This window comes from Roseiconus lacunae, assembly GCF_008312935.1.
Taxonomy (GTDB): domain Bacteria; phylum Planctomycetota; class Planctomycetia; order Pirellulales; family Pirellulaceae; genus Stieleria; species Stieleria lacunae.
Genome location: NZ_VSZO01000053.1, coordinates 198,434 through 224,610, shown reverse-complemented (window position 1 = coordinate 224,610; position 26,177 = coordinate 198,434). Strand labels below are relative to the sequence as shown.

Sequence of the window (26,177 nt, the reverse complement as noted above, 5' to 3'; positions counted from 1 at the left end):
TCTGTGCATGTCTTGAGTTTAGCCCGGTCTGGGTCGCGGGGCAATCGTTGTCGCGAAGCCTCCCCACGGGACCTGACCGGGATGTCCCACGGTAATCGTTTGATTTTGAGGTTCCTATGCTCAGTGAAAAGACCATTGAGATTATCAAGCAAATCACCCCCGCTGTCGCCGCGCATGCCGACACGATCACGTGCAAGTTTTATCAACGCATGTTCGCCGGGAACCCGGAAGTCAAAGCGTACTTTAATCAAGCACACCAACAAAGCGGCCAACAGCCGGCCGCTCTTGCCGGTGCCGTTTGCGCGTACTTTGCCAACATCGATAATCTCGCCGCACTCGGTCCCGAAGTCGAACTGATCGCCCAGAAGCACTGCTCATTGGGCGTTCAACCGGAACACTACCCGATCGTTGGAAAGCATCTACTCGACGCGATTAAGGATGTCATGGGCGAAGCCGCGACAGAAGACATCCTTGCCGCTGTCGGAGAAGCTTACGGATTGTTAGCGGACATTTGCATCGGTCGAGAAGGCGAAATTTATGATCACCTAGAATCTCAACCCGGCGGTTGGAACGGACGCCGCACCTTTCTACTTGATCGCAAAGTTCGCGAAAGCGACCTCGTGACTTCGTTCTACTTCAAACCCGCGGATGGGGCCGCACTTCCAAACTATCTGCCCGGACAATACATCACGGTATTTATCGATCATCCGAAGACGCCCACGTCACCGCGTAACTACAGTTTGTCGGATGTCCCAGGAAACGATTACTTTCGCATCAGTGTTAAACGCGAGTCCGCGGCACAGGCCGACACGCCTGATGGGCTGATTTCAACTTACCTTCACGACAATCTTGAAACCGGTGACCGAATCGACCTAGGGCCGCCCTGCGGGGAATTTACGATCGACCCAACGGCACCGCCTTCACGGCCGATCGTCTTCGTCGCCGGCGGGATCGGCGTGACGCCTTTGTTGTCGATGGCGAAATCATTGGTCGCGGCGAACGCTTCCGTACCAATCACTTTCATTCAAGCCGCAAAAAACGGCAACGTTCACGCAATGGGAGATGAACTTCGCGCGCTCGGTAACGACACCGATTCGATCACCACACGAATCATCTTTGACGAACCCTGCTCAGACGACGTGGATTCCGGCAAGTGCGACGATGTGGGATTGGTCGACAAGGTTTACCTCGCCCAACACACTTCTGCCTTGGAAGCCGACTATTACTTCTGCGGTCCTAAGCCATTCATGATCGCGGTTGAATCGGCATTAACGGAATTGGGCGTCGAAGCATCACGACGGCACTGCGAATTCTTTGGCCCTAAGCAGCCGGTCGTCGCCCCGTAATTGAACGCCGCTTGCAGGAGCAAGATTGTATCGCCGACAAGTCGTTCGTCGATCTTCAAACCGTTGAAAAAAAGGAAGCAGGTGTCACGCTTGCTCGTCCTTTGGAGGTGCTTGGACGTCTTCTGACGCATCCGGGAACTGGCTGAGCAGCATGATTTTCTGCCAAATTTTTCGCGAAAGCCCTGTCGTCAACTGTTCGATCTCACCGACAGCGGCGACGGCCACAGGATCGTCGAACCGTTGAACATACAAGGCTGCAATCTTGCCAATCAGTGACAACATTTCGCTGCAGTAATCGAGGTATCGATTGAGCTCAAACGAGGTCATCTTCTCGGCCGGCGAGTGCGCCGCGTGCTGATAATCGACGAGCGTTCGTTCGGGGTCTTTGGTCAATTGGTGCATGTCAATCACATGCGCTAAAGCCCGTAGTTGATGAAGTGCTCTGATCGCTCGCCGCCGCTTGATCCGCACTTCCAAACTGAGCAGAAAATAGACCGTCGCGGCAAACACCAAAAGCGCATTGGTTCCGGCATCGAGCATGCCAAGCAAATCGGGCCATCCGATCGATTCGTCTTTAAACCGAACCGAATGGGTCACCGACCAAATCATGATGGCGACCACCAATACAACGGCGACCGCAGTTGCGTAACCGACGAAGCGAATCCACCCGACCGATTCGTTGATGCCGGCGGCTGTCTTGGCGGACTGTTGCGCGACGTCACGGAGTTGGTTACAAAGTTTCGAGATGCCTCGGCCTGCGAACCGATCTTCGATTCGTCGATCGAGTGCGACCACCGTTTTGATGATCGCGTCTTCGCGAAGATGCAAGTCTGAGTACACCGTCAGGTTTCGCTACTGCTCGCGCTTGTCACGCTCGATGAACGCGAACGCATTATGGTTGTGAATCGATTCATAATTTTCGCTACTGCACTGGTACCAAACGATTCGGTCATCGTTGTTGAGCACCACGGCCAAGTCGCGAACGATGTCTTCGACGAACTTTGGATTCTCGTACGCTTTTTCGGTCACCCACTTTTCGTCCGGACGCTTCAAAACACTGAAAACCTGAGTCGACGCACATTGTTCGATCATCGAAAACAGTTCTTCGATCCAAAGATGCACGCCGTCAGCCATCCGTACTTTGACAGTCATATCACAACGTTGATTGTGGGCGCCATATTCTGAAATTTCTTTCGAACATGGACACAAGCTTGTCGCGGGTACTTTTAAAGTCATCACGAAATCATCACTGCCGTTGCTCGCCAATTCGAACGCGACATCGAAATCAAGCTTTCCGGTCTGGCCCGTCACAGGCGCTTTTTTGTTGACAAAGTATGGAAACGAAAGTTCCAAATAGGCGTCGTCAGAACCGAGCTTTTCTTTCATTCGATTGGTGACGAGTGAAAGCGTGTCGCTGCAAAGTTCCTCGTGAAATTCATTGAGAACTTCCAAGAAACGCGACATGTGCGTGCCTTTAACATCATGGGGCAGCGACACAAACATGTTGATCGTTGCAACGGTGTGCAAGAACTCATTGCCTTTGCCGGACCCCGGTGTGCGCAACGAAATCGGATAGCGGACATTCGTCACGCCGACTTTGTTGATCGCGACCTGACGTCGGTCACCGGTTGATTGGATGTCGGGAAGGGGAGTATTGGTGATCGAAGGATTGGTCATGATTTCACGGATCTCGTTCGTCGGGACTTCATTGTCGTAACGCCGTCGACGTGCCGTTGCCTGACGCGTCGCGGACTCCAAGATTCCACCGTACAAACGGATCACGCGCAACTTCGATGACGTCTTCGGACGCGATGAAGTTACAACCGTCTTCGGGTGCGAAGCTGGTCTGGCGTCGCCAACACATCCGGTGCAGCAGCGGCATCGCAAGAAACAGCGTGATTGCCCTCTCGCTGACGCTCGACACGGATCAAATACAACGGCTCTTCAACAGTAAAGCTTCTCAAAGGCGGCAGCCGCGGGCGAGCCCTTTAGAAGCGGAGGTGAATTCATCGATCACCAACCGATCGAAATAATCACGAAACCGCGTCCGTGACAATCACATTAGTTTGACACGCCGGCAACCCCTTCACAATGGGGAGGAAAACTTCAGCCAAAGATCGCCCTGACATTGTGGTACACGCATTTAAATGCCTGTCGTCATCGGGATCCTGAAATCGATCCGATCTCATGCCCCAACCGACCAATATTGTCCTCGCGAACGTTAGCCGCAGCAGCCGATGGGCGTTCGCACCGAATACTGCGCCGGAACCGTGGCAAACGCCAGTCGGCTGATCCAAATTTCGGAGATTGACGAAACACTAACGGATCTTGGCAGCCTCGGCAAAACACTCCTCCGCCAACTCTTGCTCGCCTAATTGTTCGTGCACCCATCCGAGGGAGTTTAAGGCCGCTTTCTGACGGGCCCCCTCACCGACCAAAGCCGCTTCTAACAGAAATGCTTTTGCCTCGTCGTACCTCCCTTGGGCAGCCAACAGTTCACCGTACGGAAGTGCCGCTCGCGGAAAGCCGCCGGAACGAAAAAGTTGCTCGAACATTTCGACGGCCGCGTCCAATTGCCCCTCCTTTGCCAAACAGTCCGCCAAGACGTAGCGACTTTCCACGTCTCCGTCGATCAATCGAAGGGCATCGAGTGCGTGCCGCTGCGCGTCATCAAATTTGCCCGCCCAGTGCGTCAACTTTGCCAAGTTGCGAAAGGCGATGCCTTGCTCGTGACGCCCGACACGACTGTGAATCACCGATGCGGTTTGATCGAAGATTTCATCATCGACAGAGCCGGCGACGATCCCATGATCGTACAAACGATCAATGATTAATCGAGCAAGTTCTCCGTGGCCATCAATGGTCGGATGCACGTGATCGAGAAACCACTCGCTACCTAAACAACGATGCCCGGCGTTGACCTCAGATTGATTGACGGCGACCGATCGATAGTCAATGTCGATGACGTTTGCTTGATTGACAAAACGGCGAATCGATTGAATGACGTCGGTGGTCGCCCGCAACGGACAGATATCTTCATCGATCGCACGCAGGAAGCAAGCTTCAGCCAATTCGGTTTGCCCCTCTGCAAAGTACGCGCGTCCGAGCCAATATTGCGCGTGTGCGTGACGTGGATCGACTTCAACGATATGTTTTAAAATTTGTACGGCATCGGCAGTCGCTTCAACGGCGAGCAGATCTTTTGCGGTAGCGATCCCTTGACGAAGACGATCGGAGTCGTCTTCGGACACCGATCGACTGAACTCTGATTTGAATGGTTCACACTCGCGAAGGTTGCTGACCGGCGTAACAACAGCCAACTCCGCACCGGCGCGTCGCGACAGTTGTCGCATGCGATTTAAGTTGAAGCGGAAGTGCTCCAACACGTCCTGCTGCCACTTGTCGTCACGTTGGTAACTGGAAGGCCCGACGGTGTGGTTAAGCATCTCGTCAACGTCGGCGGAAAGCTGATGACTCTCATCCAACGGCTCGGATCGTGACCGATCAACCAAATGCTTAGTGAATTGGCCGAGCCGACTTTTTTCGGCAACCATTTGCAGTTCGGAAACTAGCCCCGGATTGCGAAGCGTATCGCCGTAGGTTCTCCATTCCAAAAACTCATTTTGTCCGGTGTAAAGGATGAATAGATCAACCTCATACGCCGCGAATTGCCGCATGACTTCGGCAATGCGATAGCTCGCGTAGCTTATCCCGCCGGCATTGATAACCTGCCAGTGTTTTGAATCGTCGACCGCCGGTAGCAGTTCTCTCAGCCAGCCGCAAAATGAGGTCGAATCATCAAAGGGGCGACCATAGGTGGTCGAACCGCCCAGACAGACGATCCGGTAGGTCCCCTCGGGTTTGACCGCCTCGAAGGATTGCGGGTTGAACCATGTCCATTTCGCCGAATTGATCTCAATCACCGGCTTGCCGGTCGCCGTTGCTGCCGAGTCTGACTCGACCAGCAATGGCACAGCCGCCGAAAAACCGACGAACGGATCCGTGGGGGCCGGAGGCGTCCAGGTCAATCGCAGTAGCAACTCCCCCGTCCCGAGCAGGGTCAGGCAAACGATGAGTGAAAACGCAATCCGCTTCGTTTTGCTGAGGCGATGGGGCTGGCGATTCTGCCGCGGTGGTGGTATGGATTTCTGCAATGAACGCCAACTCTCTTATGACTTTTTTCGACACATTCTGTGATGGCAAAGAAACGCTCGCAATCAACAGACGCCTTGATTGTCTCCCCCGGCCCCTCCCCAAATCAAGTCATCGACGCGGACGGAAACGTCATGCAGGTGCCGGATGACTGGGCGTTGCTTCCGCCCGGCGATGCGGGACTAACCAGGCGGGTCAAGGCCGCCGGTCCGACCTGGACGGTCAAGGAGCGACGCGGGCGGCGGGTATTTTCCAAAGGCGTATGGGCAAACCAAGCACAGATCGAAGCTGCCAGCGAAAAACTCGAACAAGAGCGATCGACAGAAGCGTACGCGAAACGCCGCGTCCGTGACGCCGAGCGGCGGGAGAAGAAGCAGCAAGTTTACGTCGAAGACTTTGAAACCGCAGTGATCGAATTCCTGAACTTTGCGGCTCGCTACGCGTCGCTCGCCAAAGATCTGGCCCAGCGTGTCACCACGCACGCAACTCCGGTCGGAAGCGGCACCGTCGCCAGAACGCAACGAATTCCGATCGAGCGAAGAGCAGAATCCGCGGTGATCGCTTGGATGCGTCACCAAACGACGGCCTATGACGATATGGTCATCCCCCGCGTGAAAGGGAAACGACGTGAAGTGCGGCGAATGTTGGCCGAGCGATCCCGTAAGCTGTTGAACCAATATCGCCAAGGCGGCGACATCGATCGCGATTCATGCCCCCTCGCTCGTGCCCTTGAAGATCCTACGGGTGATGCCGAAACACTCTAAGCCCCCCATGCGAAATTCAGTTTAACGTGAGATCTTCAACGTGGGATCTACGTTCAACGCCGTTGGCTCGCATGGTCGCTTGCCCGACCGCTGTCCAGAGAAAAGTGGTTAGCTTGGTCGGTCATGGCATTGGACGAAATTTGGTTGGCTATGATGAAGCAATCGAATTGATTTCGCCTACCTTAGAGATTCGCATGACCGAGAGATGTTTGCCGGGGATGCTTGCCCTATTCGTTTCAGTCGCTTATTCGATCGCTTTCATCGACCATCTCTGTGTTCCAGCGTATGCGCAACCATCGAACACTGATTCGGCGAACGAGACGACTTCGCTCACGTTGTTGACACTCGACCGGATTTATCAATCCTCGGAATTTAATGAACGCTCGTTTAACGGTCGATGGTTGTCACAAACGGGCGATGAAGCCCCGAGCTACACTCGCGTCGAATCATCGTCGATCATCAAATACGACGTAAGTCCAAAGCGTCGAACCGTGATGGCATCCGCAGACGACTTGACACCTCCGGGGGCGACAAAACCATTGTCGATCGACGACTATGTGTTCTCGAATGACTTGGCTCGCGTATTGATCTACACGAATTCGGTCAGAGTTTGGCGGGCGAAAACGCGTGGGGACTACTGGGTGCTCGATCGAGGCACGCGTCAATTGACAAAAATCGCCGCTGACCTCGATCCATCGATGCTGATGTACGCCAAGTTTTCTCCCGACGGAAACTCTGTCGCGTTTGTCTACAAGGGTTCACTGTATGTGCAAAACCTGCTTACCCAAGTGATGCTTCAGATCGCCAAGGGTCGAGACAAGTTACTCGCGGGGATGAGTGACTGGGTTTACGAAGAAGAGTTCAAACTACGTGATGCGTTTTGGTGGAGCCCCGATGGAAAATCGGTCGCGTACCTGACCTTTGATACAAGTCCGGTCAAGGAATTTTCTCTGATCAATAACACCGATTCGTTGTATCCGGCGGTGAAGCAATTCCCCTATGCCAAAGCGGGGACCCCGAATTCAATCGTCAAGTTGCATGTCGCCCAATTGGATCCGTTCTACATCTGGAAGGTCGAACCAAAGGAGGACACGATTCCGACCGATTATCTGCCACGCGTGCAGTGGATCGAAGGCACGGGACAGTTGATCTCGCGTCGGATGAATCGTCTGCAAAACCACGAAGTCATCGCGATCGAGGACTATAAACAAGGAACACGAACGGTTGTTCTTGAGAACTTCGATGACGCTTGGATCGATTTGCAAGACGAACTGGTCTTCTCGGACGATGGCAAAACGTTTTTATATCTAGCTGAAAGTGACCAGTGGCGACATCTGTACCGAGTTGACGTGAGTACGAAAACGCGAACGCTGCTGACGCCCGGATCCTACGATGTGATCGAACTCGTTGCGGTCGATCAATCCTCCGGCGATTGCCTGTATTTCATCGCTTCACCCGATGCCGCACAGAATCGTTTTCTGTACCGATATTCCTTTGGCGATAAACAAACCCAGCGCATCACACCGGACAATCTCGATGGCACCCACGCTTATGAAATCTCGCCGGATGGGAAATTCGCTTTTCATCGCCATAGCTCAACCGAGCAACCGACGGTTACCAATCTGATCACGCTTCCCGATCATGCGGTCGTCGAAACCCTCGAATCAAACGAAAAGCTTGCCGAAGTCGTCAAGCAACTTGAAACCAAACCATTCGAATTCGTACAAATTGACATCGGCGAAACGAAGCTTGATGCTTGGGTTTTACCGCCAGTTCCGGCCAGCTCGGATCAATCTCATCCGCTGCTCGTTCATGTCTACGGAGAACCGGCTGGTTCAACCGTTGTTAATCGTTGGGGCGGAAAAACTGCGCTCTGGCACCGTCTGCTCGCCCAGCAGGGCTACATGGTCGCCAGTATCGACAATCGAGGAACCAAGGCCCCACGCGGTCGCGAGTTTCGCAAGTCCGTTTATCGACAAGTCGGGACACTTGGTCCGAACGACCAAGCGGCCGCGGTCAAGAAACTGATCGAACAGCGTCCGACCATTGATCCCAGCAACGTGGGCATTTGGGGATGGAGCGGCGGTGGCACATCGACGCTGCACGCCCTTTTTCGCCATTCAGACACCTTTCGGACAGGTATCTCAGTCGCTCCGGTCGCCAACTTGGCGTACTACGACACCATTTACGAAGAACGTTACATGGGCTTACCGACCGACAATGTCGAAGGCTATCGAGCCGGTTCGGCAATTAACTTTGTCAAAGACTTTCAAGGCAACTTGCTATTGGTCCACGGCACAGCCGATGACAACGTTCACTTTCAAGCGAGCGAGTTACTGATCAACGAGTTAGTCAAACACAATAAACAGTTTGACTTGTTCGTCTATCCCGGGCGTTCGCATTCGATCAGCGAGGGCAAAAACACTCGTCGCCACTTAATGACGATGGTGACCGACTACCTAAAAGAGCATCTTCCGGTGGACGCGGCGGCAGACGATCATCGATGACGGCAAGGCTTCGAGCGATAGCCCGAGGTTCACAAGACGCCCCATCAGCCGCAGGGCGATAGCCCTTTCAAATCGATGATTTCTTCTTGGGGCGAAAGGCTTCGATCCGCTTAGGATCTGTTTCGAGCCGCGGGCCGTCCATCAAGTCAATGCAGTAAGGGATCGCGGGAAAGACGGCGTCCAAACACTCGGCGATCGCTTTCGGTTTGCCTGGCAGGTTGACAATTAAACTGTTTCCAAGCAAGCCGGCGGTTTGTCGCGAAAGAATTGCCGTCGGTACTTTTTCGAGCGAAACTTTACGCATCAATTCGCCGAACCCTGGCATTAATCGATCGCATACCGCCTCTGTTGCTTCCGGGGTGACGTCACGGGCGGACGGCCCCGTCCCACCGGTGGTGACTACCAAACAGCAACCTTCTTTAACGCAAAGCTCGCGAAACGTTTCTTCGATCAAACGGCGATCATCGGGGATCACACAGGCGATCTCTTCAAATGCAGACGTAAGAACTTCGTTCAAATAACTCGCGATCGCGGGTCCGCCCAAGTCTTCGTATTCACCCCGGCTAGCTCGATCGCTGACGGTGACAATTCCAATTTTGGCTGCGTCGCTTCTGCTCATGCCCAATCCAATCCTTCGTGAAGTTTGTTGAGGCTCTCGGCACCGCCATCGCGGACTACCAGCATGTCTTCGACTCGGACGCCGCCAACGCTTTTTCCATACAGTCCCGGCTCGATCGTAAAGACTTCGTTGACCAGAATTTCGCCGCCACCAAAGTCCAACAAGATCGGCTCGTGAACGTCCAACCCGATGCCGTGGCCGGTTCCATGTTGCATGGACGGGGTATCGGTCAGCGTTCCCCGCGAAGGCGCATAGCCGGCTGCCATCAGAGCTTCGTCGGAAGCTCTATGAACCGCATCGCCGGTGCTGCCCGGTTTCAGCATCGCGGCCGAAGCTGATTTCGCGTCGACAACGGCTTGGTGCATTTTTTTGACGGTGTCGGTGGGCGGGCCGTTGACGACTGTTCGTGTGCAATCGCCCCAGTAGCGTGTGGCATTGTCCATCGGGAACAGGTCGACGATCACCGGAACTTCCGTTTTCAACGGCCCTTCGCCGGAATGGTGGCAGTCGGCGACGTGTGGTGCCGTAGCGACGATCGCACCATGGGACATCGAAAATTCGCGATTCATGAACTCGGTCGCCGCGAAAGCTTTAACCCGCTCGCTCGTCAACGTTTCCCCTTGCCAAACCAGCGTTCCGTCGGCGGCGACGCCCGCGTTGGCGATCGTTTCGCAAAGGATTTTCATGACCTCTTCGGTCACCTGTTGTGCTTTGGCGAGGAACTCAAGTTCCTGCTCACTCTTTTGCCGACGATCGATCACGCCAAGATCTTGGTCGTACTTCGTATCGACTCCCGCTTGCTGAAGATGCCACGCAAAGATGTAGGGGAACGTCCGATCGACCGTAACTGATTTTAGATTTTCACGAATACAGAATTCGGCCAACGCTTGTGCAGTTGCGGTTTCCCGATCGGCGTCCAGTCCGGCAGCCGGGGCAAAGTCCGCGGGACAGCAGACCCGGTCGGCTTCACTTTTCTGCCGGACGCGATCCATTTCAAGATCACGTACGATCGCCGTACTTCCCTGTGCCGATTCGACGTAAGCGGCGGGGTCTCCGAGGGCGACACGAAGGCGACGAAAAAGAGTCGGATTCTTATCAGCAATTCCGGCAAACAGCTTGGCGTTTTCAACCACGTTGACGTTCTCGGTTTTGATCTTGGAGTGAATGAGTGTGTCGTAAATTGGATTCCTGAGTTTGGAATCGGTCGCATGAGGTGAGTGATACCTCAATGCTTCACAGCGCAAGCAAACGCGATTACCAATGTCGCCGTCACCTATCGGTGCTTTGTCAAACTCTGAAATCAGGGTTAGCCGTTTAGCGTTAGCCACGGTATCGATGCAACAACCGGGGCAGGCGTCCGTCGGCTGATTAGTCGTACTCGAATATTTGGTGAAGACGCCGCGATAGTCGGCGAGCAAGCTCCGTTACTTGCCTTCGGCGATCCGCAGACTTTCGACCAACGTCTTAATTTCATCAACCGACAACTGTTCCGCTCGCGAGTCTTCGTCGTGTCCCAATTGATGCAACACCTCGTCGACCTGGGCTTTCTCCAGCCGCCCTTTCATCGCACTGACCACGTTACTTCGAAGAAACTTTCGACGATGGAAGAACAGGGCGCGGACCGTTTCGTGAAAGTATCTCAAGTCGGGAATCGAGTCTCGCTTGCTTTGGTTAAGGTCCATCTTCAAGACGGCGGAGTCAACTTTCGGTCGCGGCCAAAACACTTTCGGTCCCAGGACACGAACGATTTGAGCATCACACACCGATTGAATCCAAATGCTCAGTGCACTGTAGTCCTTCGTCGAAGGCACCGCGCAAATTCGATCGGCTAATTCCTTTTGAATCGTGACCACCATTGAATCCGGCGGTGGGGTTTGGTGAAGCAGATTCGAAATGATCGGCGTTGCCACATTGTAAGGTAGATTGGCGACCAGCAGAAACCGAGCTTCGTCACCGATTCGCTGCATCGCTTCACCGATCAACTCCATCAAATCATCTCGCAACGAATTTTTATTGCGAAGCGCATCGCCCTGAATCAGTTTAACGTTGGGCCGTCCGGCGAGTTCTTCGCTGGCCAACTGATGAAGGTTCTGGTCGATTTCGACTGACAAGACCGCCCCCGCCTTGTCGGCGATTTGGCTCGTCAATGATCCGACGCCGGTGCCGACCTCCAAGACCACATCGTTGGCGCGGAGTTCGGCCGAATCGGCGATCAAGTTGACCAGGTTAAGGTCAATCAGAAAGTTTTGCCCGTACTTGGAAACCGGGCGCAGACCGGCGGCGGTGAGTCGTTTGGAAAGGTAGGTGGCTGTCTGACGTGGCTGATTCAAAACGTTTACTGCCCTGTTTCTTTCAATGTTTGAAGTTGATCGTCGTCCAGCAGTCCGAGCGAACGCTGGACATATTTTGCCAGAAGATCGGTTTCCAAGTTCACTTGGTCGCCAACTTTGCGTTGCCCGAGTGTGGTCACGGCCAACGTGTGAGGAATCAGCGCGACCGAAAAACTTGACTGATCCGCATCGACCACCGTCAGGCTGATCCCGTCGATCGCGATGCTGCCTTTCGCGGCGACCTGCGAAGCGTACTTGGTAGGGAGTCGAAATCGAAGGGTCGCCCACGGGGGATCTTCGACCCTTTCGATCAATTCACCGAGCGTATCGACGTGGCCGCTGACGTAATGGCCACCCATTCGAGCCCCGACGGCGAGCGAACGTTCCAAATTTACGTTACCACCGGCGCCTAGTTGCCCCAGATTCGTCCGTGAGAGTGTTTCCTCGCCGGCTTCGAAATCCAACACGGTGCCGTCGATCGCGACGACCGTCAGGCAGCATCCGTTGATGCAAATACTGTCGCCTAAACTCGCGTCCGCGGCGATCAGTTCCGAATCAACTCGAAGTCGTTTTCCAGGCGGATCGTCGATCAATTCGACGATCGAGCCCATCGTTTCGACGAGACCAGTAAACATTGTGGACAAACCAATGGCGTAAATTGTCGCAAAAGCGGTCGGCGGGTAGTCACCTCAGCCTGCATTGGACAGAATGCCGCCCGAACCGACAAGCGATGGCTTTAGGCAAACCTCCTTTAACACACCCCCAACCGAACATTTTGCAAGAGGAATTCCGATGTCCCTGATCCAAGCGATCCACGCACGCCAGATTCTCGACAGCCGCGGAAACCCCACGATCGAATGCGAGGTCCTGTTGGAGGACGGTGCTCACGGTCGTGCGGCAGTCCCCAGCGGTGCCAGCACCGGGGCCCACGAAGCGTGGGAACTGCGTGACGGTGACAAGTCCGTTTTCATGGGAAAAGGCGTCACCACTGCTGTCAACAACGTCAACGAAAAGATCGCCAGCGAACTCCAGGGCATGGACGCACTCGATCAAGCCGAGATTGACGCGGCGATGATCAAGTTGGACGGAACGGACAACAAGAGCAACCTCGGCGCCAACGCGATCTTGGGCGTTTCCTTGGCCACCGCCCATGCCGCCGCCGCTTCCACCGGTCAGCCCTTGTTCCGCTACCTCGGTGGCGTCGGGGCACGCTTGCTGCCCGCGCCGATGATGAACATCATCAACGGTGGCGAACATGCCGACAACTCCGTCGACATCCAAGAATTCATGGTCATGCCCCTCGGTTTCGAACGCTTCAGCGACGCACTTCGCTGCGGTACCGAAATCTTCCACAACTTGAAAAAAGTTCTCAGCGGCAAGGGCTACAACACCGCCGTCGGTGACGAAGGCGGATTCGCACCCGACCTGAAAAGCAACCAGGAAGCTCTCGACGTCATCATGCAAGCGATTGACCAAGCAGGCTACAAGGCCGGCGAACAGGTCTGGATCGCACTCGATGCCGCTTCGACCGAGTTTTACGACCGCGACAAAAAGAAGTACGCCATCGACGGCAAGGAGTTGTCGGGGGACGAGATGGTCGACTTCTTGGCCGACTGGTGTGACAAATACCCAATCTGCAGCATCGAAGACGGCTGCGACGAAGACGATTGGGACACTTGGAAGAAACTGACCGAGCGCGTTGGCGACAAAGTTCAACTCGTCGGCGATGACTTGTTCGTGACCAACGTCAACCGACTGCAAAAGGGCATCGACGAAGGGATCGGCAATAGCATCCTGATCAAGGTGAACCAAATCGGTTCACTGACCGAAACGATCGATGCGATCCAATTGGCCGCTCGCCATGGTTACACCGCCGTCACCAGCCACCGAAGTGGTGAAACCGAGGACAGCACGATCGCCGACTTGGCAGTCGCACTTTGCACCGGCCAAATCAAAACCGGTTCGGCGAGCCGAAGCGACCGAATGGCCAAGTACAATCAACTGCTTCGCATCGAAGAGATGCTAGGTGAAGCCGCACTGTACGGCGGCCCCCACTTCGCCGCAAAGCTGAAGTAATCAACGTGCCGGCAGGCGTAAGCAAACGCTTCTGCTAAACATCCTGGTGTCATCGAAAACCGATTGGCCTTGGCCCCGGTTTTCCCATTACAATCACGACTGACGCCATCCACGAAAGTCAGATACAAGCTGATTCACCGCGTAAGCAACCGTGTGCTTGGTCACACGGTTGTTTTTTTATGGGGTCGGACATTGGAAGCAGATGCATACGTGAATCGTCCGATGCAATGAGAATCTAACTTCAGGGGAACGACTCGGATGCCTGTCCGACACAAAGTTGTCTGTCCGACACAAAGCGTCCCTCAGGAGCCTCCGGAAGCAGGCTGATCTTTAAAACATGTCTCAACGAGACAGTTCACGCATCGCTTCGTGACGCAGCGATGCCGGCCGCTCGACCGGTACTAAACGCGGCTTGAAAGTTGTAGCCCCCGATCCAACCATCGACGTCCAGGACTTCGCCGGCGATGAACAGCCCGGGACGCAGACGGCTTTCCATCGTTCGTGGATCAACTTCTTTGACCGCGACGCCGCCGGCGGTCACCTCGGCTTTGTCAAATCCGCGGGTCCCGTTGACCGGCATGGCACAACACTTCACGGCCCGCACTATCTGTTGAAGCTTCTCTTTTGAAAGCTGCGCCAAGGTCACATCGGATTGGTATTCCAACGAAAGACTTTCGGCCACCCTCGTCGGCAACCAGGTCGCCAAAACATTGGCAACAGTTCGACGGCTCGATGCACCATCACGACGCTGAAACTCGGCTGTCAATTCAGCCTCCGAAATCGACGGCACGAGGTCTGCGACGAGCACGCGGTCATCAAACGAGTCTGCTTGAGTGATGATCCCACTGACATCCATCGCCGCCGGACCTGAAAAACCGAAGTGCGTGAATAACCAACCGCTACGGCGTTGGAGAAGCGGCTTCAGTTTTTTACCAGACTTAGTTTTCCAGTCGCTTTGCTCATAGACCGAAGCCACAACGTCGGGCAAGGTGACACCGGAGAGATCGCGCATCCAACGTGTCCCACCGACCAGTGGGACAAGTGCGGGTCGGGTACGGACGATCCGATGCCCCAGTTGATGGAGCCACGAATAGGCATCCCCGGTGGTGCCACAACGAGGCCAACTCTTCCCCCCGGAAGTCACGATCACGCGATCGCATTCGATGGCTTCCGTTTCAGTTTGGACTCGCCAACGTCCGTCTGCACAGGTTTCGATTGCGGTGACGGCGACGGAACGATGCAGGTGAACTCCCGCGTCGAGTGCTTGCCGCTGCAACGCATCACGAACCTGGATCGCTCGATTCGATTGTGGGAATACCTTGCCCGTCGATTCGACTTTGGTCGCGACGCCGAGATCATGAAACATCCTGACGACGTCCGCCGGAGGAAAGGCACCGACTGACTTCTGTAGGAATCGCCCTGACGGACCGAACGCTTGAACAATTCCCTTGGCGTCGGTGTCCTGCGTGAGATTGCAGCGAGTCCCACCGCTCATCAAGATTTTCGTACCTGTTTTGCGATTCTTCTCCAACAAATCAACGTGTGCACCTCGGCGTGCCGCTTCGTTTGCGGCAACCAAACCAGCCGCCCCGGCGCCGATCACAACGATGTGCTGGGACGATTTCGCACACTGGTCCTGATGTAAAGATTTTCCCATTAGGCGGGATTTTCCGTGCAAGGCTATTTAAACTGTAAGGTTTGTTCGGTGGTCCAATCATCATCACCGGACCGACGCGACGATGAAAACAACGAAGATACACTCCAGCGAATGAAAGAACGATGTCTGTTGATCCAGCCGCTCACGAAACCGTTCACAACACGCCCAAACTAGGATCGATTCGCGGGACCGCCGGGGGGGAAGCCTCGACGCAACGACGTGGCAGGTCCCAGGGCACCACACCACAACCCACGTCCGGTGGGGGGCAGTTTTCATTTGCCGAGGCTCGCAGCCTGATCGGCGACCTGACGCAGCCAAACGCGAAGATTTACTGGACCGACTTTTTGGCTTCGATCATCGTCGGGTTTGTTGCGTTTCATGTGATGCTGTTCGTCCCCCAAGTTTACGGATTTGAACCGTGGGTGATCGGCACTGTCGCAGTGTCCTATGTGGTCACGATTACCTTGTTCATGCGTTCGGTGATGTTCATTCACGAACTCGTTCACTTGCCCAAGCAAGGATTCAAAGCATTTCGAATTGTTTGGAATGCGTTGTGTGGTATTCCTCTGTTTGTGCCTTCGTTCTTGTATTATCCACACGTCGACCACCATCGTCGTAAGCATTACGGCACCGACCATGACGGTGAGTATTTGGCGCTCAGCCATCACAGCCGATGGTGGATCGTTGGTTTCATCCTGCAATCCGCAGTGATTCCTGTCCTCGGTTTGTTTCGCTTTGTGGTGCTCAGCCCCTTATGCTGGTTGATTCCTGGGCTGCGTCCGATCGTACATCGTCATGCCTCGACGATGGTCGTCGATCCATTCTATGAACGCGAAGATGCGTCGAAGAATGTGTTGCGAGTCGTTGTCATGCAGGAATTCTTTTGCTTCCTGGTCGGAGCCTGGATCATCTGTGGTCACAAAATCGTTTTCGGCACTTGGTTCAATCCGCTGTGGATCGTTGCCTATGCGGTCGCGATTGGTTTGCTGACCCTGAACGAGATCCGAACCCTCGGCGCACATCGCTGGACCGGCGATGGAAGTGAAATGACGTTCGAGGAGCAACTGCTTGACTCGGTCAACTACCCCCACCATCCGTGGCTCAGCGAACTGTGGGGGCCGGTGGGGACGAGATATCATGCGTTGCATCACCTGTTCCCACGATTGCCGTATCATAACCTCGGAAAAGCCCATCGCCGATTGATGGAAGGGTTGCCCGCCGATTCGCCTTATCGGCAAACCGTCGCGCCGAATCTCTTTAGCGAAATCGTGGCGTTGTGGAAACGTGCCGGTGACCGCAACAGCGTACGTCAAGAAGAAACGACACAACGCGCCGCCGCCTAGATACTCGCAGGTTGCATTCAACCTTGCCGGATCGAAGACATCGCATGACCGACTGTTGTACGGCGCGGTGGATTCAATGGGTGAAGTTGAAATTCACAATCACGAACGGCGAATCAACAGGCCAATGAATTGCCTTATTGGTCTGCGAAGCTAACTTCGGTCATCCCACCTGACCGGCACGTTGGACTAAACTGGGGCTCGTTTAATCTACGACGATTCCCCGTTTTTTCAGTCCAATATGAGTTCACCGGATCCCTTTCGCGTCTGCGCTGCCACTGTCGCAGTCTGCCTGCTAAGTGTCGCCTGTTCCTGCCCGGCATCTGCAGCCGAGACCAAGCCAAACGTTGTCTTAATTTTGATGGACGACATGGGCGCACATGATTTGTCCGGCGAAGGCAGTCAATTCTATCAATCACCAAACATCGATAGCATCGCCGCGCAAGGCATTCGATTTTCTAATGGTTACGCGACCTGTTGCGTTTGTAGTCCTTCCCGGGCAAGCATTCAGTTGGGAACGTTCCCCGCGCGACATGGGATCACTGATTGGATTGGGGCCAAATCTGGGCTGGCTTGGAAGCGTCCCAATCGCGTTCTTCCGGCCGAATACCTCCATGAGTTACCAACCGATCAAACCACGATCGCCGAAGCGTTTCGTGAAGCCGGCTATGGAACGTTCTTTGCCGGAAAGTGGCATCTAGGCGGCGAAGGCTCTTGGCCGACTGACCATGGTTACGATGAAAACCAAGGCGGCCATGATCGTGGTAGCCCTCCCGGAGGTTTCTTCTCACCGTATAAGAATCCTGTTCTTACCGATGGACCGGATGGCGAATCGCTGCCCATTCGACTCGCCCAGGAAACGGCCGATTACATTCGACGCAACAGCGACGAACCGTTCTTTGCGATGCTGTCGTTCTACAGTGTTCATGCGCCCGTTCAAACGAGTAAGGAACTGTGGGAAAAGTATCGAGACCGTGCGCCGGAATTGAAACCAGGACAGACGCGTTTCTTGGTCGATCGTACGTTGCCGGTACGCCAAGTCCAGGATCACCCTGTTTACGCCGGAATGGTAGAAACGGTCGACAATGCGGTCGGCGTCGTCCTGCACGCCCTCGATGAACTGGGGCTGGAAGAAAACACGATCGTTGTCTTCACCAGCGACAACGGAGGGGTCTCCTCGGGAGATGCATACGCGACGAGCAATCTTCCTCTTCGTGGCGGCAAAGGACGACAATGGGAGGGCGGAATTCGTGAACCGCTCTATATTCGCTACCCTGCGGGCGTCCGTCCCGGAATCGAGAGCTCAACGCCGGTGACGGGCGCCGACTTGTACCCGACGCTACTTGACCTTTGCGGGATCCCCCTGAAGCCGGAACAACACGTCGACGGGGTTAGCCTGAAACCGATCCTCAAAGGAGGGACGATCGAAAGCCGCGCCCTTTATTGGCACTATCCGCACTACGGCAATCAGGGAGGTGAACCGAATGCGATCATCCAAAAAAACCGCTGGAAGCTGATCCATTATTTCGAAGACGGGCGCAACGAACTGTATGACTTGGAAAACGATCCTGGCGAGCAAAGCGATTTGTCGCTAACCAACCCGGCTCGGACCGCTGAGCTTTTTCAGCAGCTCGATAAGTGGCTTGATGAAGTCGATGCGAAACGTCCCAAAGCCGATCCACGATACGATCCTGCGAAAACAGAGGAATTTTATCGACGGATTCAAACAGCGAACTTGCAACGGCTTGAGGAATTCCACCAGCGTATTTTGGAGGCAACTTGGCAACCAAACGAAGATTGGTGGGGTAGTTTCCGAACGGACGACTGATCTTTAATTATGATGCAGTTGGTCTTGACAGCTACGAATCAGAATCGCTAGCTGTCGTTGGACAACAAAGTGATTGTCGACTGATGCAGCCGCGAAATGTGTTTTTATGGCGTCCTCGCATCCTCGACAGCTCCATTGTTCTTCGTGAGGGCTTAGCCAATGACGTCTACCGGTGACGCGCATTCTGATAATGGCGAACGGGATGAAAACGCCCGTCGCGGTTCGTCGACCATCGAACGTTTTTTTCGAGGTGTCAGCGAATTTATCTTTCACACCAAACTCGGTGTTGCCGACGTTCAACTCGTCGATTACGTCAGCGATCTGATGCTGAGATTCGTGCGGTCGGACGCTCTGTATTCGCTGCGACAAAATGATGGGATGCGCACTAAGCACCTCATCCAAATGATCACCGAAGCAGACCGGCGAATCGGTCTCGCCAAACGCGAAGTCTATCGACACGTCGGTGATTTCACCTTGTTTTGGTCGGGCATGTACCCCGAAAGTCTGCAGGCGGCGAAGAACGGCGATGACGTCCGTGACAAGTTTCTCGATTATTGTCGCCAAGGCAAACGGGCGTACGCGATCGCAGCTCAAATCGAAGGCGGTGAAAACCGTCCACCGTGCGAACTTATCCATCGCATGAGTGAGCATTTCGAGATGTGCGCCTACGGCCTTCGTGAAGTCCGCCGGCACTGGGAAGAAGACGATAACGGCGGATCTGAGTTACTGACTTGGTAGCCTGAATCCGCCCCAGTGTTCGCCAAGTTCAAAACACTCACGATGACAACTGGGTTTCATCGCTCACAGACGTCGTTTAGCCGACGACGTACCACCGAATGGTCAAAAAGTGAGTCAACGCAGCACTCATCACCAATAGATGCCAAACGGCGTGTAGGTACGGAAGGCGATGGTCTTGCAATAGCACGACGACTCCCAAACTGTATAGCACGCCACCGAGCATCATCCCGTAGCCGACTTCTGTCGGGACTTGGCGGTACAGTGGGATCGCCGGTAGCCAACCGAGCAACAAATATCCCGCGGTCGTGATGTTGTTCACGCGATGCCGAGCGAGCAGTTTCGTTCCGATCCCTAAAAACGCCGCCACCCAAATCGCGACCAACAGTGGCCCACAAATCCAAGATGGGCCATGCCGATATATGATCGGCGTATAAGTCCCGGAAATCATCGCGTAGATCATCGCTTGGTCCCAAGCTCGCATCGTATCGAGCAATGGCTGTCGCAAAATCACGTGTGAAAGCGTTGAGAACGAAAACGTGCCAACGACGGATGCCGTGTAGGCGGCGCAGGCGAGCACCATGTTGAACCCCACAAAACTAGCTTCGCGGCATAGCAAGACACCAAGAATCGCAGCACCGACCGCGGCCAAACCGTGCGTCGCCGCATTTGCCCATTCCTCTCCGTGACGCACCGGTGCGTCGCCATGCGGCCGATCGTTTTCGATCAATCCAATCACCTGATCATTTATTAAGCAGACCATTGTGGCGATCCCATGAAAGACATGACATCACCGCACACCTTCACTAAGTGCCAATGGTCGACAAACTGGTCAGGTGTAAAGATAACACTCCGGTGAATGAATAGAAGACGCCCGCTCGATACAAATCGCCGCAGCAGCGGCTTTATAGCCGCAGCAGCTCGGCGGCAAGCTGCTGAGCCGAGTAGTCAATCAATCGCGAAGGCGACCGCAACAGTGTCTCGCCGGAATGTTCATAGGGATCGAATGTTCCCAAAAACTGCTTGCGGGTCGCCGGATGTCCGAGATCGTGATTTCTTGATGCCGACGCGAGCGCGATCGCCTGGTGAGTGCTGACCATCAGAAAACGGAGTTCCATCTTCATCGGTCGATACGAATCGATGTTTGCGACTTCGCAATAGATGATCGTGTCCGCCGAATACCGCTTTCCAAGGTCGATCAATTGGTGCTCGCTGAAACGCCCCGTCTGAATGGGGAAATGATGTAGGCATGACCGATGCGGACACTCGATGACTTCGATCGCCGATTGATTACGCAAATGATTCGCAAGCGATCGCATCAACTCCGATTGCTCGTGTAATCGGTCTTGGCGGTCTTGGCATGTGACGATCAGTATGCGATTAGGACGCAATTGCTGAAGCAACGATGAACGCCGCATCGGAGTAGGCAGCGCGTTTCTTCCGGTCTTGGCTTGGCATTGTCCGGTACACTTTTTGGGTGTTCCGCAGCGTTCACAAGCCATCGCGGCCTGAAACGTAAACAGCACCAAGAACATCATGCCGAAAACGGAAAAGATACGTCGTTCCATGACCTGCCTTTTTACGTTTACTTGTTTCCGGATGACAATTCACGCACAAGCACTTCGTCAAGTTCTTCGCGAATCGATTCCAGCATTCGATCCGTCTCACGAAGGTATCGGTTGTACTTTGCTTCTGAATCTGAGAGTTGACGTTGTAGTTGACGATTGTCTTGGGTCAATTGATCCATTTCATCCTGGGCTTCAGTAACGGCCTCATTGGATGCATTGAGCAAGTATTCCGTCGACGCGAGTTTTTCGCGAAGACGGTCAACCTCGGCAAGACTGGTCGCAAGCTTAGCCTTCAAGTCGCCGTTTTCTTCGATCAATCGCAAAGCATGCTGAGTCGCCGTCATCGGATCTCCGCCAAGGATCGCTCCTCGCGCCGAGGGGACCTGCTGGGAACGCATCGACGGTGGCCCTAGAGGCGGATTAACACCGAAAGAGTCCATTGCGGGTGGTTGCCGAACGGGTGGCTGAATTCCCATGGGAGTGTTCGCCGCGGGCATTCCTGTTCCGGTTGCGTACGGTCCGACCACGGCGCGATCACCACCGTAGGAACCTGGAGTCTCATACTCTTGTTCGTATTGAACCGGTTGTGTCGGGCTTTGACGCAACAACTGCTCCATCGACGCAGTGTTTTCGACTGAACTGCCGACGGATTCGTTGGCACGCGCACTTGCGACTTGTTCCGGCGGCTGATCTTGATTGCTGCGCCGATGACTGATCGCTCGGCTTAAACCGCCTGGTTCTGGTTTCGAGTATCGCGAGTACGCTTCAGGCGACTCCTGATAACGCGGCTGTTGATAGGTAGGCGGCGGTACAAGATTAGAGTTCGCGGACTGATCAATCGGCACCGTAGCCTCTGACCACGTCGCATCGGCATCAACCCCGGAAACGGTCTGTGCAACTGATTCGTGCGGCCCCTGCCGATCTAAGCGAGGCTGCTTTTCGGATTCATTACCACCGAACGTAGCACGAATTCGATCTTTGACACTTTGCTGAAATCGGTCGAGTTTCGCCAGTGTCGAGGAACGGCTTCGTGGTGCGTACTCTCGATCCTGAGCGGAAGCGTCCGAAACCATCCCCAAAAGAATGATCAGCATCAACAAGAACGCGACGAGTTGGCGCGTACCGAGGCGGCGACCATCCATCGCTTGAAGCGACGGAGTCAACGTGAAACGATCATCGTAGGCGTTGGTATTCACGATCACTCTGGTTGGTCGTATCCACAAATCACCGTGATCTCTTCGCCGCATGCACAGGAGATTACGATTGACTCGATTCGATTCCCTTGTTTGTTCACTCGAACTTCAGGTTCGCCGCGACACATGTCGCTATTGGAGTTATTGGGAGGCATGCTCCTGAGCTGTCCGATCCTAGCGCGTGGTCCTACCGGACGAATGCGGCGTGGTTCAGGTCCAACGGTCAGCTTGTTTTCCATCTGATTGCCTCGCGTAGTTTAAATCTTGCCGAAGCGAGCAAGCGGGAGACACGCGATTCCGAAAGCCCCATTGCCGCTCCGATTTCGGCCAAGTTCAGTTCTTCATGATGATAGAGGGTCAGCACCAAACGTTCCTTGTCAGGTAGCTGTTCAATCAATTCCGCAATGAGCTCGGCTAGTTCTTCCTTTTCGGCCAGATCTTCCGCAGAATCGATTTTGGTCCGCCAAGTTTTGTGAACTACGTCAGACAGATCCTCCCAGTTATCTGGCTTGACGAAACGCATTGCTTCTAAGCATTCCACCACTTCACTGACCGTTAACCCTGATCGTTTCGAAATCGCTTCAGGACTGATCGGCGGCTCCATCGATTCGCAGATTCGCTTGACTACGCCGACCATCCTCATGACTCGAGGTGAGAGCGGTGAGAGCTTTCGCATTTCATCGACGATTGCCCCACGAATACGTGGATAAGCAAACGTACGAAAAGGAACACCTTGCGACGCATCGAATCCGTTGGCCGCTTGGACCAACCCCAGCACACCTGCGGAGTGCAAGTTTTCACGTTGATCACGATCGGCCAGACGGAACGTCATTGTGCTAAGGATACGCCCGACATAGTCGATGTTCTCAAGCACTAATTGATCACGCGTCGACTGGGACGAGCGTTTGTAGGTGGATTCCAGAGCTGCTTTCATCACTATCCACGATCAACTTTGTAACCGGAGTCGGCCAATCGGATGATACCAACGCCGATTGAAACGACCGTTCCAAGGATCAATGAAGAAACGGTAGCACGCGTCAGGATGGTAAACGCCTCCAATCGCAAGAAGACACCGATCAACGTGACGGCAATTGCCGTCAGCAGCCCCGCAAACATCCCAAATGGAAATGCCTGTTTGCGTCGCATCTCTTTTCGTCGTGACATTCGGCCACTACTCATCATTCACCCTCCTTCCCGGAATCGGTGGATTGCATACCAAGGATCTGGGGTTCCGGTGCTCCGCGAGCGCCGATGATGTCTTCGTAGCGGATCATCCCTTCTGATTCGATACGAAGATCTTGAGGGATTTCGCTATAGGCGATGATGCTCACCTCAGCGAGCGATCGAAAGATTGTGCGGTGTAACGGAAACCGAATGGATGAATCGACAAGTACCGCCGCCGTTTGATTCTTCAGACGTGATGCTTCCCACTTGGACTGAATGTCCATGATCAATCGCTCGAGTTGATCGGGACGAAGCATGATCGAATCAGGACTCGCACTCTCGCGGAAGTGATGCTCCAGTCGCGGTTCCAAGATGATCACACGAACGTTTCCGTTCGCGTCACGAAAACGATCACAGATCAGATGTCCGATGTTCCCGCGAATTTTCTCGGTCAACTGCACGGGATCTTTGATTTGTGGACCGTACTGTACCGCGGATTCGACGATTCGCTCGAGCGCGGTGATCGAGATTCGTTCGCGAAGCAAGTTTACAAGCACTTGATGAAGCGTCGACGGTCTCACCGTATCCGGTTTGATCTCTTCGACGGTGGTCGGTGCGATTTCCTTTAGCTTCTCTAGCATGGAATGCAGGTCTTGGCGACTCAAAAGCTCATGCGCATGTTTTCGGAGACATTCGCTGAGGTGAGTGATCAGCACCGTGGGTGCATCGACGACCGTAAACCCTAGAACTTCGGCGCGCCGCCGCGAGTTCTCCGAGATCCACTTGGCGGGAAGGTCGAAGGCTGGATCTCGGATCGGTTCCCCTTCTAATTCTGCATTAATGTTTCCAGGGTTGATCGCGAGGAAATCGTTGACGTGCAACATGCCCCGCGCGATCTCGCGACCGCAGATCAGAAACCGATACTCGTTGACGCCAATCTGAAGGTTGTCCCTAATTCGTGCCGCCGGGACCCAGAACCCATGTTCCATCGCGACGTCTTCACGCAAGGTCGAAATACGTTCGGCAATTCCCTTGCCATTTTTAGGCTCGGCCAATGAGATCAGTCCCGCGCCAATTTCGATGATCACTCGCTCGGGCTGAACAAATTTCTGTAATCCGCGTTCTTCCGGAGGCGCCGCCGGTTCGGTCGGGGCACTTGGTTCGGTCGGCGCTGATTCCGCCTGCTCAGCCTTTTGCTTTGCCAGATAGACGAACACAAAGATGGCGATAGCTAAAAAGAAGAACGGTAGTTTCGGAAACCCAGGCGTCAGGGCAATGCAAAACAAGATTACCGGACCGAGATAGAGTGACCGATAGGCACTCGATACCTGTTGATTTATTTCGTCACCTAGGCTCGACTCTGACGCGCTTTTGGTGACCAAAATACCCGCACTCGTCGCGATGATTAGCGCTGGAATCTGAGAAACCAAGCCATCACCAATGGTGAGGATCGAGTACACCTGCAACGCATCGCCAATCGCTTGGCCATTGCTGACCCCAAGGATCACGCCGCCGATAATGTTGACGACCATGATGATCAAGCCGGCAATGGCATCGCCGCGAACGTACTTACTCGCACCATCCATCGCTCCATAAAATTCCGCTTCTTGGGTCAAGCCCTTGCGGCGGGTTCGCGCTTCGTTCTCGTCGATCGCACCGCTGTTCAGCTCGGCATCGATCGCCATCTGCTTCCCTGGCATCGCATCGAGCGTAAACCGGGCGTTGACTTCCGAGATTCGAGTCGCCCCCTTGGTGATCACGATAAATTGAATCGTAACCAAGATCAAAAAGATCACGATCCCAACGACCAAGTTGCCACCGACAACAAAATCGCCAAACGTCAAAACGATTTTCCCGGCATTTCCGTCGAGCAAAATCAGTCGGGTCGTCGCGACATTCAATGACAAACGCAGCAACGTCAGCAACAACAATAACGATGGAAACGATGCAAGATCGAGCGGACGTTTCGCGCCCAACGTTACCAGCAACAACAACACCGCAGAGGCGATATTGCAAGCCAGAAACATATCCAACAGAAATGTCGGCAATGGGATGATCAATACGACCAGCATCAGCAAGAACGAGGCGGAAAGCCACAGTTCGCTGCGCTGTAAGAATCCGAAATTGGAGTCCGTATCTTTCATCAATTCTTGTCTACTAGGATCGTTAGGCAAAACTTGCCACTAACGCTTTCGAAATCAGTTGCCAACCATCGACCAGGACGAACAGCAACAACTTGCACGGAGTCGAAACAACCACGGGAGGCATCATCATCATCCCCAATGCCATCAAGATCGTAGAGATCACCAAGTCGATCAAAAGGAACGGAATGTAGATGCAAAACCCCATGATGAACGCCGTCTTCAATTCGCTGATAATGAAAGCCGGCACCGCGACCTTCATCGGCGTATCGATTCGCTGCGACGGCGGCGGCGTTTCCGACAGTTCAAAGAACAACTCGAGATCACTCGTTCGAGTGTTCGCCATCATGAATGTCTTCAGTTCTTCGGAGGCGATCTTCCATCCGTCGAGATAGCCAAATTCCAATTTCTCGCCCTCTTCTTGATTCGCCTGGGCCTCCATCAATGGGATGACCGCGTTTTTATGAATCTTGTCAAACGTAGGCGCCATCACGAAGAGGGTTAAAAATAGACTGAGCCCAAGCATCACTTGGTTTGGCGGAATCTCCTGAGTCGACAACGCTCGCCGAACAAACGAAAGCACGATGATGATACGTGTGAACGCGGTCACGCTAACCAGCATCGCCACGGCGAAGCTGAGCGCACCGAGCATGATCGCCACTTGAAGCGGCGGGGCAAGGTCCGAAAACATCTCCGGCGTACCGGCCGTGACTTCGGAAGCGGCTTGAGACAGTAACAGGAAGTCCATTTCCCTACC

The 26,177-nt window shown here is 54.2% G+C and carries 22 protein-coding genes; 7 read left to right on the top strand and 15 right to left on the bottom strand.

Features of this window, described 5'->3' with window-relative positions; translation table 11 throughout:
• The first annotated feature begins 116 nt into the window (after positions 1 to 116).
• Entirely contained in the window at positions 117 to 1,346 is a 1,230-nt protein-coding gene (gene hmpA / locus FYC48_RS23990) for an NO-inducible flavohemoprotein (protein WP_149499323.1), read from the top strand.
• A gap of 84 nt (positions 1,347 to 1,430) precedes the next feature.
• On the opposite strand, the gene FYC48_RS23985 is transcribed toward hmpA, so the two are convergent.
• The 3 genes from FYC48_RS23985 to FYC48_RS23975 all read right to left on the bottom strand — a co-directional run bounded on the left by FYC48_RS23985 (position 1,431) and on the right by FYC48_RS23975 (position 5,500).
• Complete coding sequence (locus tag FYC48_RS23985; protein ID WP_235034398.1) at positions 1,431 to 2,186, bottom strand: hypothetical protein; 756 nt, start codon at positions 2,184 to 2,186, stop codon at positions 1,431 to 1,433.
• Positions 2,187 to 2,198: 12 nt separating this feature from the next.
• A complete protein-coding gene (gene folE2, locus FYC48_RS23980; RefSeq protein WP_200836691.1) occupies positions 2,199 to 3,128 on the bottom strand; it encodes a GTP cyclohydrolase FolE2 in 930 nt (309 codons plus the stop codon).
• A gap of 536 nt (positions 3,129 to 3,664) precedes the next feature.
• Positions 3,665 to 5,500: a tetratricopeptide repeat protein gene (locus FYC48_RS23975; RefSeq protein WP_149499321.1), complete on the bottom strand. Its 1,836-nt coding sequence runs from the start codon at positions 5,498 to 5,500 to the stop codon at positions 3,665 to 3,667.
• A gap of 42 nt (positions 5,501 to 5,542) precedes the next feature.
• Between FYC48_RS23975 and FYC48_RS23970 the strand changes: the two genes are divergently transcribed.
• Together FYC48_RS23970 and FYC48_RS23965 are read left to right on the top strand one after the other, a co-directional pair.
• Positions 5,543 to 6,262, top strand: a complete 720-nt coding sequence (locus FYC48_RS23970) for a DUF2293 domain-containing protein (protein WP_149499320.1) — start codon at positions 5,543 to 5,545, stop codon at positions 6,260 to 6,262.
• 194 nt (positions 6,263 to 6,456) lie between these two features.
• Positions 6,457 to 8,769 (top strand): S9 family peptidase, encoded by a 2,313-nt coding sequence (locus FYC48_RS23965; RefSeq protein ID WP_160149740.1) that lies wholly within the window; start codon positions 6,457 to 6,459, stop codon positions 8,767 to 8,769.
• Positions 8,770 to 8,836: 67 nt separating this feature from the next.
• Here FYC48_RS23965 and mog read toward each other — a convergent pair whose 3' ends face one another.
• From mog to FYC48_RS23945, 4 genes are all read right to left on the bottom strand, one after another.
• A complete protein-coding gene (mog, locus tag FYC48_RS23960) occupies positions 8,837 to 9,388 on the bottom strand; it encodes a molybdopterin adenylyltransferase (RefSeq protein WP_149499318.1) in 552 nt (183 codons plus the stop codon).
• On the bottom strand, positions 9,385 to 10,716 hold the full coding sequence (locus tag FYC48_RS23955) for a M24 family metallopeptidase (RefSeq protein WP_235034397.1): 1,332 nt from the start codon (positions 10,714 to 10,716) through the stop codon (positions 9,385 to 9,387). Before FYC48_RS23955 ends, mog begins: the two co-directional genes overlap by 4 nt.
• 96 nt (positions 10,717 to 10,812) lie before the next feature.
• The gene (rsmA, locus tag FYC48_RS23950; protein ID WP_235034396.1) at positions 10,813 to 11,718 is read right to left on the bottom strand and encodes a 16S rRNA (adenine(1518)-N(6)/adenine(1519)-N(6))-dimethyltransferase RsmA; all 906 of its coding nucleotides are present in this window, start codon (positions 11,716 to 11,718) and stop codon (positions 10,813 to 10,815) included.
• A gap of 5 nt (positions 11,719 to 11,723) precedes the next feature.
• Positions 11,724 to 12,353, bottom strand: coding sequence for a riboflavin synthase (locus FYC48_RS23945; protein ID WP_149499317.1), 630 nt, complete (start codon positions 12,351 to 12,353; stop codon positions 11,724 to 11,726).
• Between the two features lie 157 nt (positions 12,354 to 12,510).
• Here FYC48_RS23945 and eno point away from each other — a divergent pair, with 157 nt between their 5' ends.
• The gene (gene eno, locus FYC48_RS23940; RefSeq protein WP_149499316.1) at positions 12,511 to 13,794 is read left to right on the top strand and encodes a phosphopyruvate hydratase; all 1,284 of its coding nucleotides are present in this window, start codon (positions 12,511 to 12,513) and stop codon (positions 13,792 to 13,794) included.
• A gap of 355 nt (positions 13,795 to 14,149) precedes the next feature.
• Here eno and FYC48_RS23935 read toward each other — a convergent pair whose 3' ends face one another.
• Positions 14,150 to 15,451 (bottom strand): BaiN/RdsA family NAD(P)/FAD-dependent oxidoreductase, encoded by a 1,302-nt coding sequence (locus tag FYC48_RS23935; protein ID WP_149499315.1) that lies wholly within the window; start codon positions 15,449 to 15,451, stop codon positions 14,150 to 14,152.
• Between the two features lie 122 nt (positions 15,452 to 15,573).
• Between FYC48_RS23935 and FYC48_RS23930 the strand changes: the two genes are divergently transcribed.
• The 3 genes from FYC48_RS23930 to FYC48_RS23920 all read left to right on the top strand — a co-directional run bounded on the left by FYC48_RS23930 (position 15,574) and on the right by FYC48_RS23920 (position 19,357).
• Positions 15,574 to 16,794, top strand: coding sequence for a fatty acid desaturase family protein (locus FYC48_RS23930; RefSeq protein WP_149499314.1), 1,221 nt, complete (start codon positions 15,574 to 15,576; stop codon positions 16,792 to 16,794).
• 238 nt (positions 16,795 to 17,032) lie between these two features.
• Positions 17,033 to 18,619: a sulfatase gene (locus FYC48_RS23925; protein ID WP_149499313.1), complete on the top strand. Its 1,587-nt coding sequence runs from the start codon at positions 17,033 to 17,035 to the stop codon at positions 18,617 to 18,619.
• A 159-nt stretch (positions 18,620 to 18,778) separates the two neighbouring features.
• Positions 18,779 to 19,357: a hypothetical protein gene (locus FYC48_RS23920; protein ID WP_230774404.1), complete on the top strand. Its 579-nt coding sequence runs from the start codon at positions 18,779 to 18,781 to the stop codon at positions 19,355 to 19,357.
• A gap of 76 nt (positions 19,358 to 19,433) precedes the next feature.
• On the opposite strand, the gene trhA is transcribed toward FYC48_RS23920, so the two are convergent.
• The 7 genes from trhA to fliP all read right to left on the bottom strand — a co-directional run bounded on the left by trhA (position 19,434) and on the right by fliP (position 26,168).
• Entirely contained in the window at positions 19,434 to 20,117 is a 684-nt protein-coding gene (gene trhA / locus FYC48_RS23915; protein WP_149499312.1) for a PAQR family membrane homeostasis protein TrhA, read from the bottom strand.
• Positions 20,118 to 20,259: 142 nt separating this feature from the next.
• A complete protein-coding gene (locus FYC48_RS23910; RefSeq protein ID WP_149499311.1) occupies positions 20,260 to 20,922 on the bottom strand; it encodes a hypothetical protein in 663 nt (220 codons plus the stop codon).
• Between the two features lie 17 nt (positions 20,923 to 20,939).
• Entirely contained in the window at positions 20,940 to 22,118 is a 1,179-nt protein-coding gene (locus FYC48_RS23905) for a hypothetical protein (protein WP_149499310.1), read from the bottom strand.
• A 220-nt stretch (positions 22,119 to 22,338) separates the two neighbouring features.
• Positions 22,339 to 23,049: a sigma-70 family RNA polymerase sigma factor gene (locus tag FYC48_RS23900; RefSeq protein ID WP_149499309.1), complete on the bottom strand. Its 711-nt coding sequence runs from the start codon at positions 23,047 to 23,049 to the stop codon at positions 22,339 to 22,341.
• Between the two features lie 2 nt (positions 23,050 to 23,051).
• Positions 23,052 to 23,279: a hypothetical protein gene (locus FYC48_RS23895; protein ID WP_149499308.1), complete on the bottom strand. Its 228-nt coding sequence runs from the start codon at positions 23,277 to 23,279 to the stop codon at positions 23,052 to 23,054.
• A gap of 14 nt (positions 23,280 to 23,293) precedes the next feature.
• Entirely contained in the window at positions 23,294 to 25,423 is a 2,130-nt protein-coding gene (gene flhA, locus FYC48_RS23890; RefSeq protein WP_149499307.1) for a flagellar biosynthesis protein FlhA, read from the bottom strand.
• Positions 25,424 to 25,445: 22 nt separating this feature from the next.
• On the bottom strand, positions 25,446 to 26,168 hold the full coding sequence (fliP, locus tag FYC48_RS23885; protein WP_200836690.1) for a flagellar type III secretion system pore protein FliP: 723 nt from the start codon (positions 26,166 to 26,168) through the stop codon (positions 25,446 to 25,448).
• Positions 26,169 to 26,177: the final 9 nt, after the last annotated feature.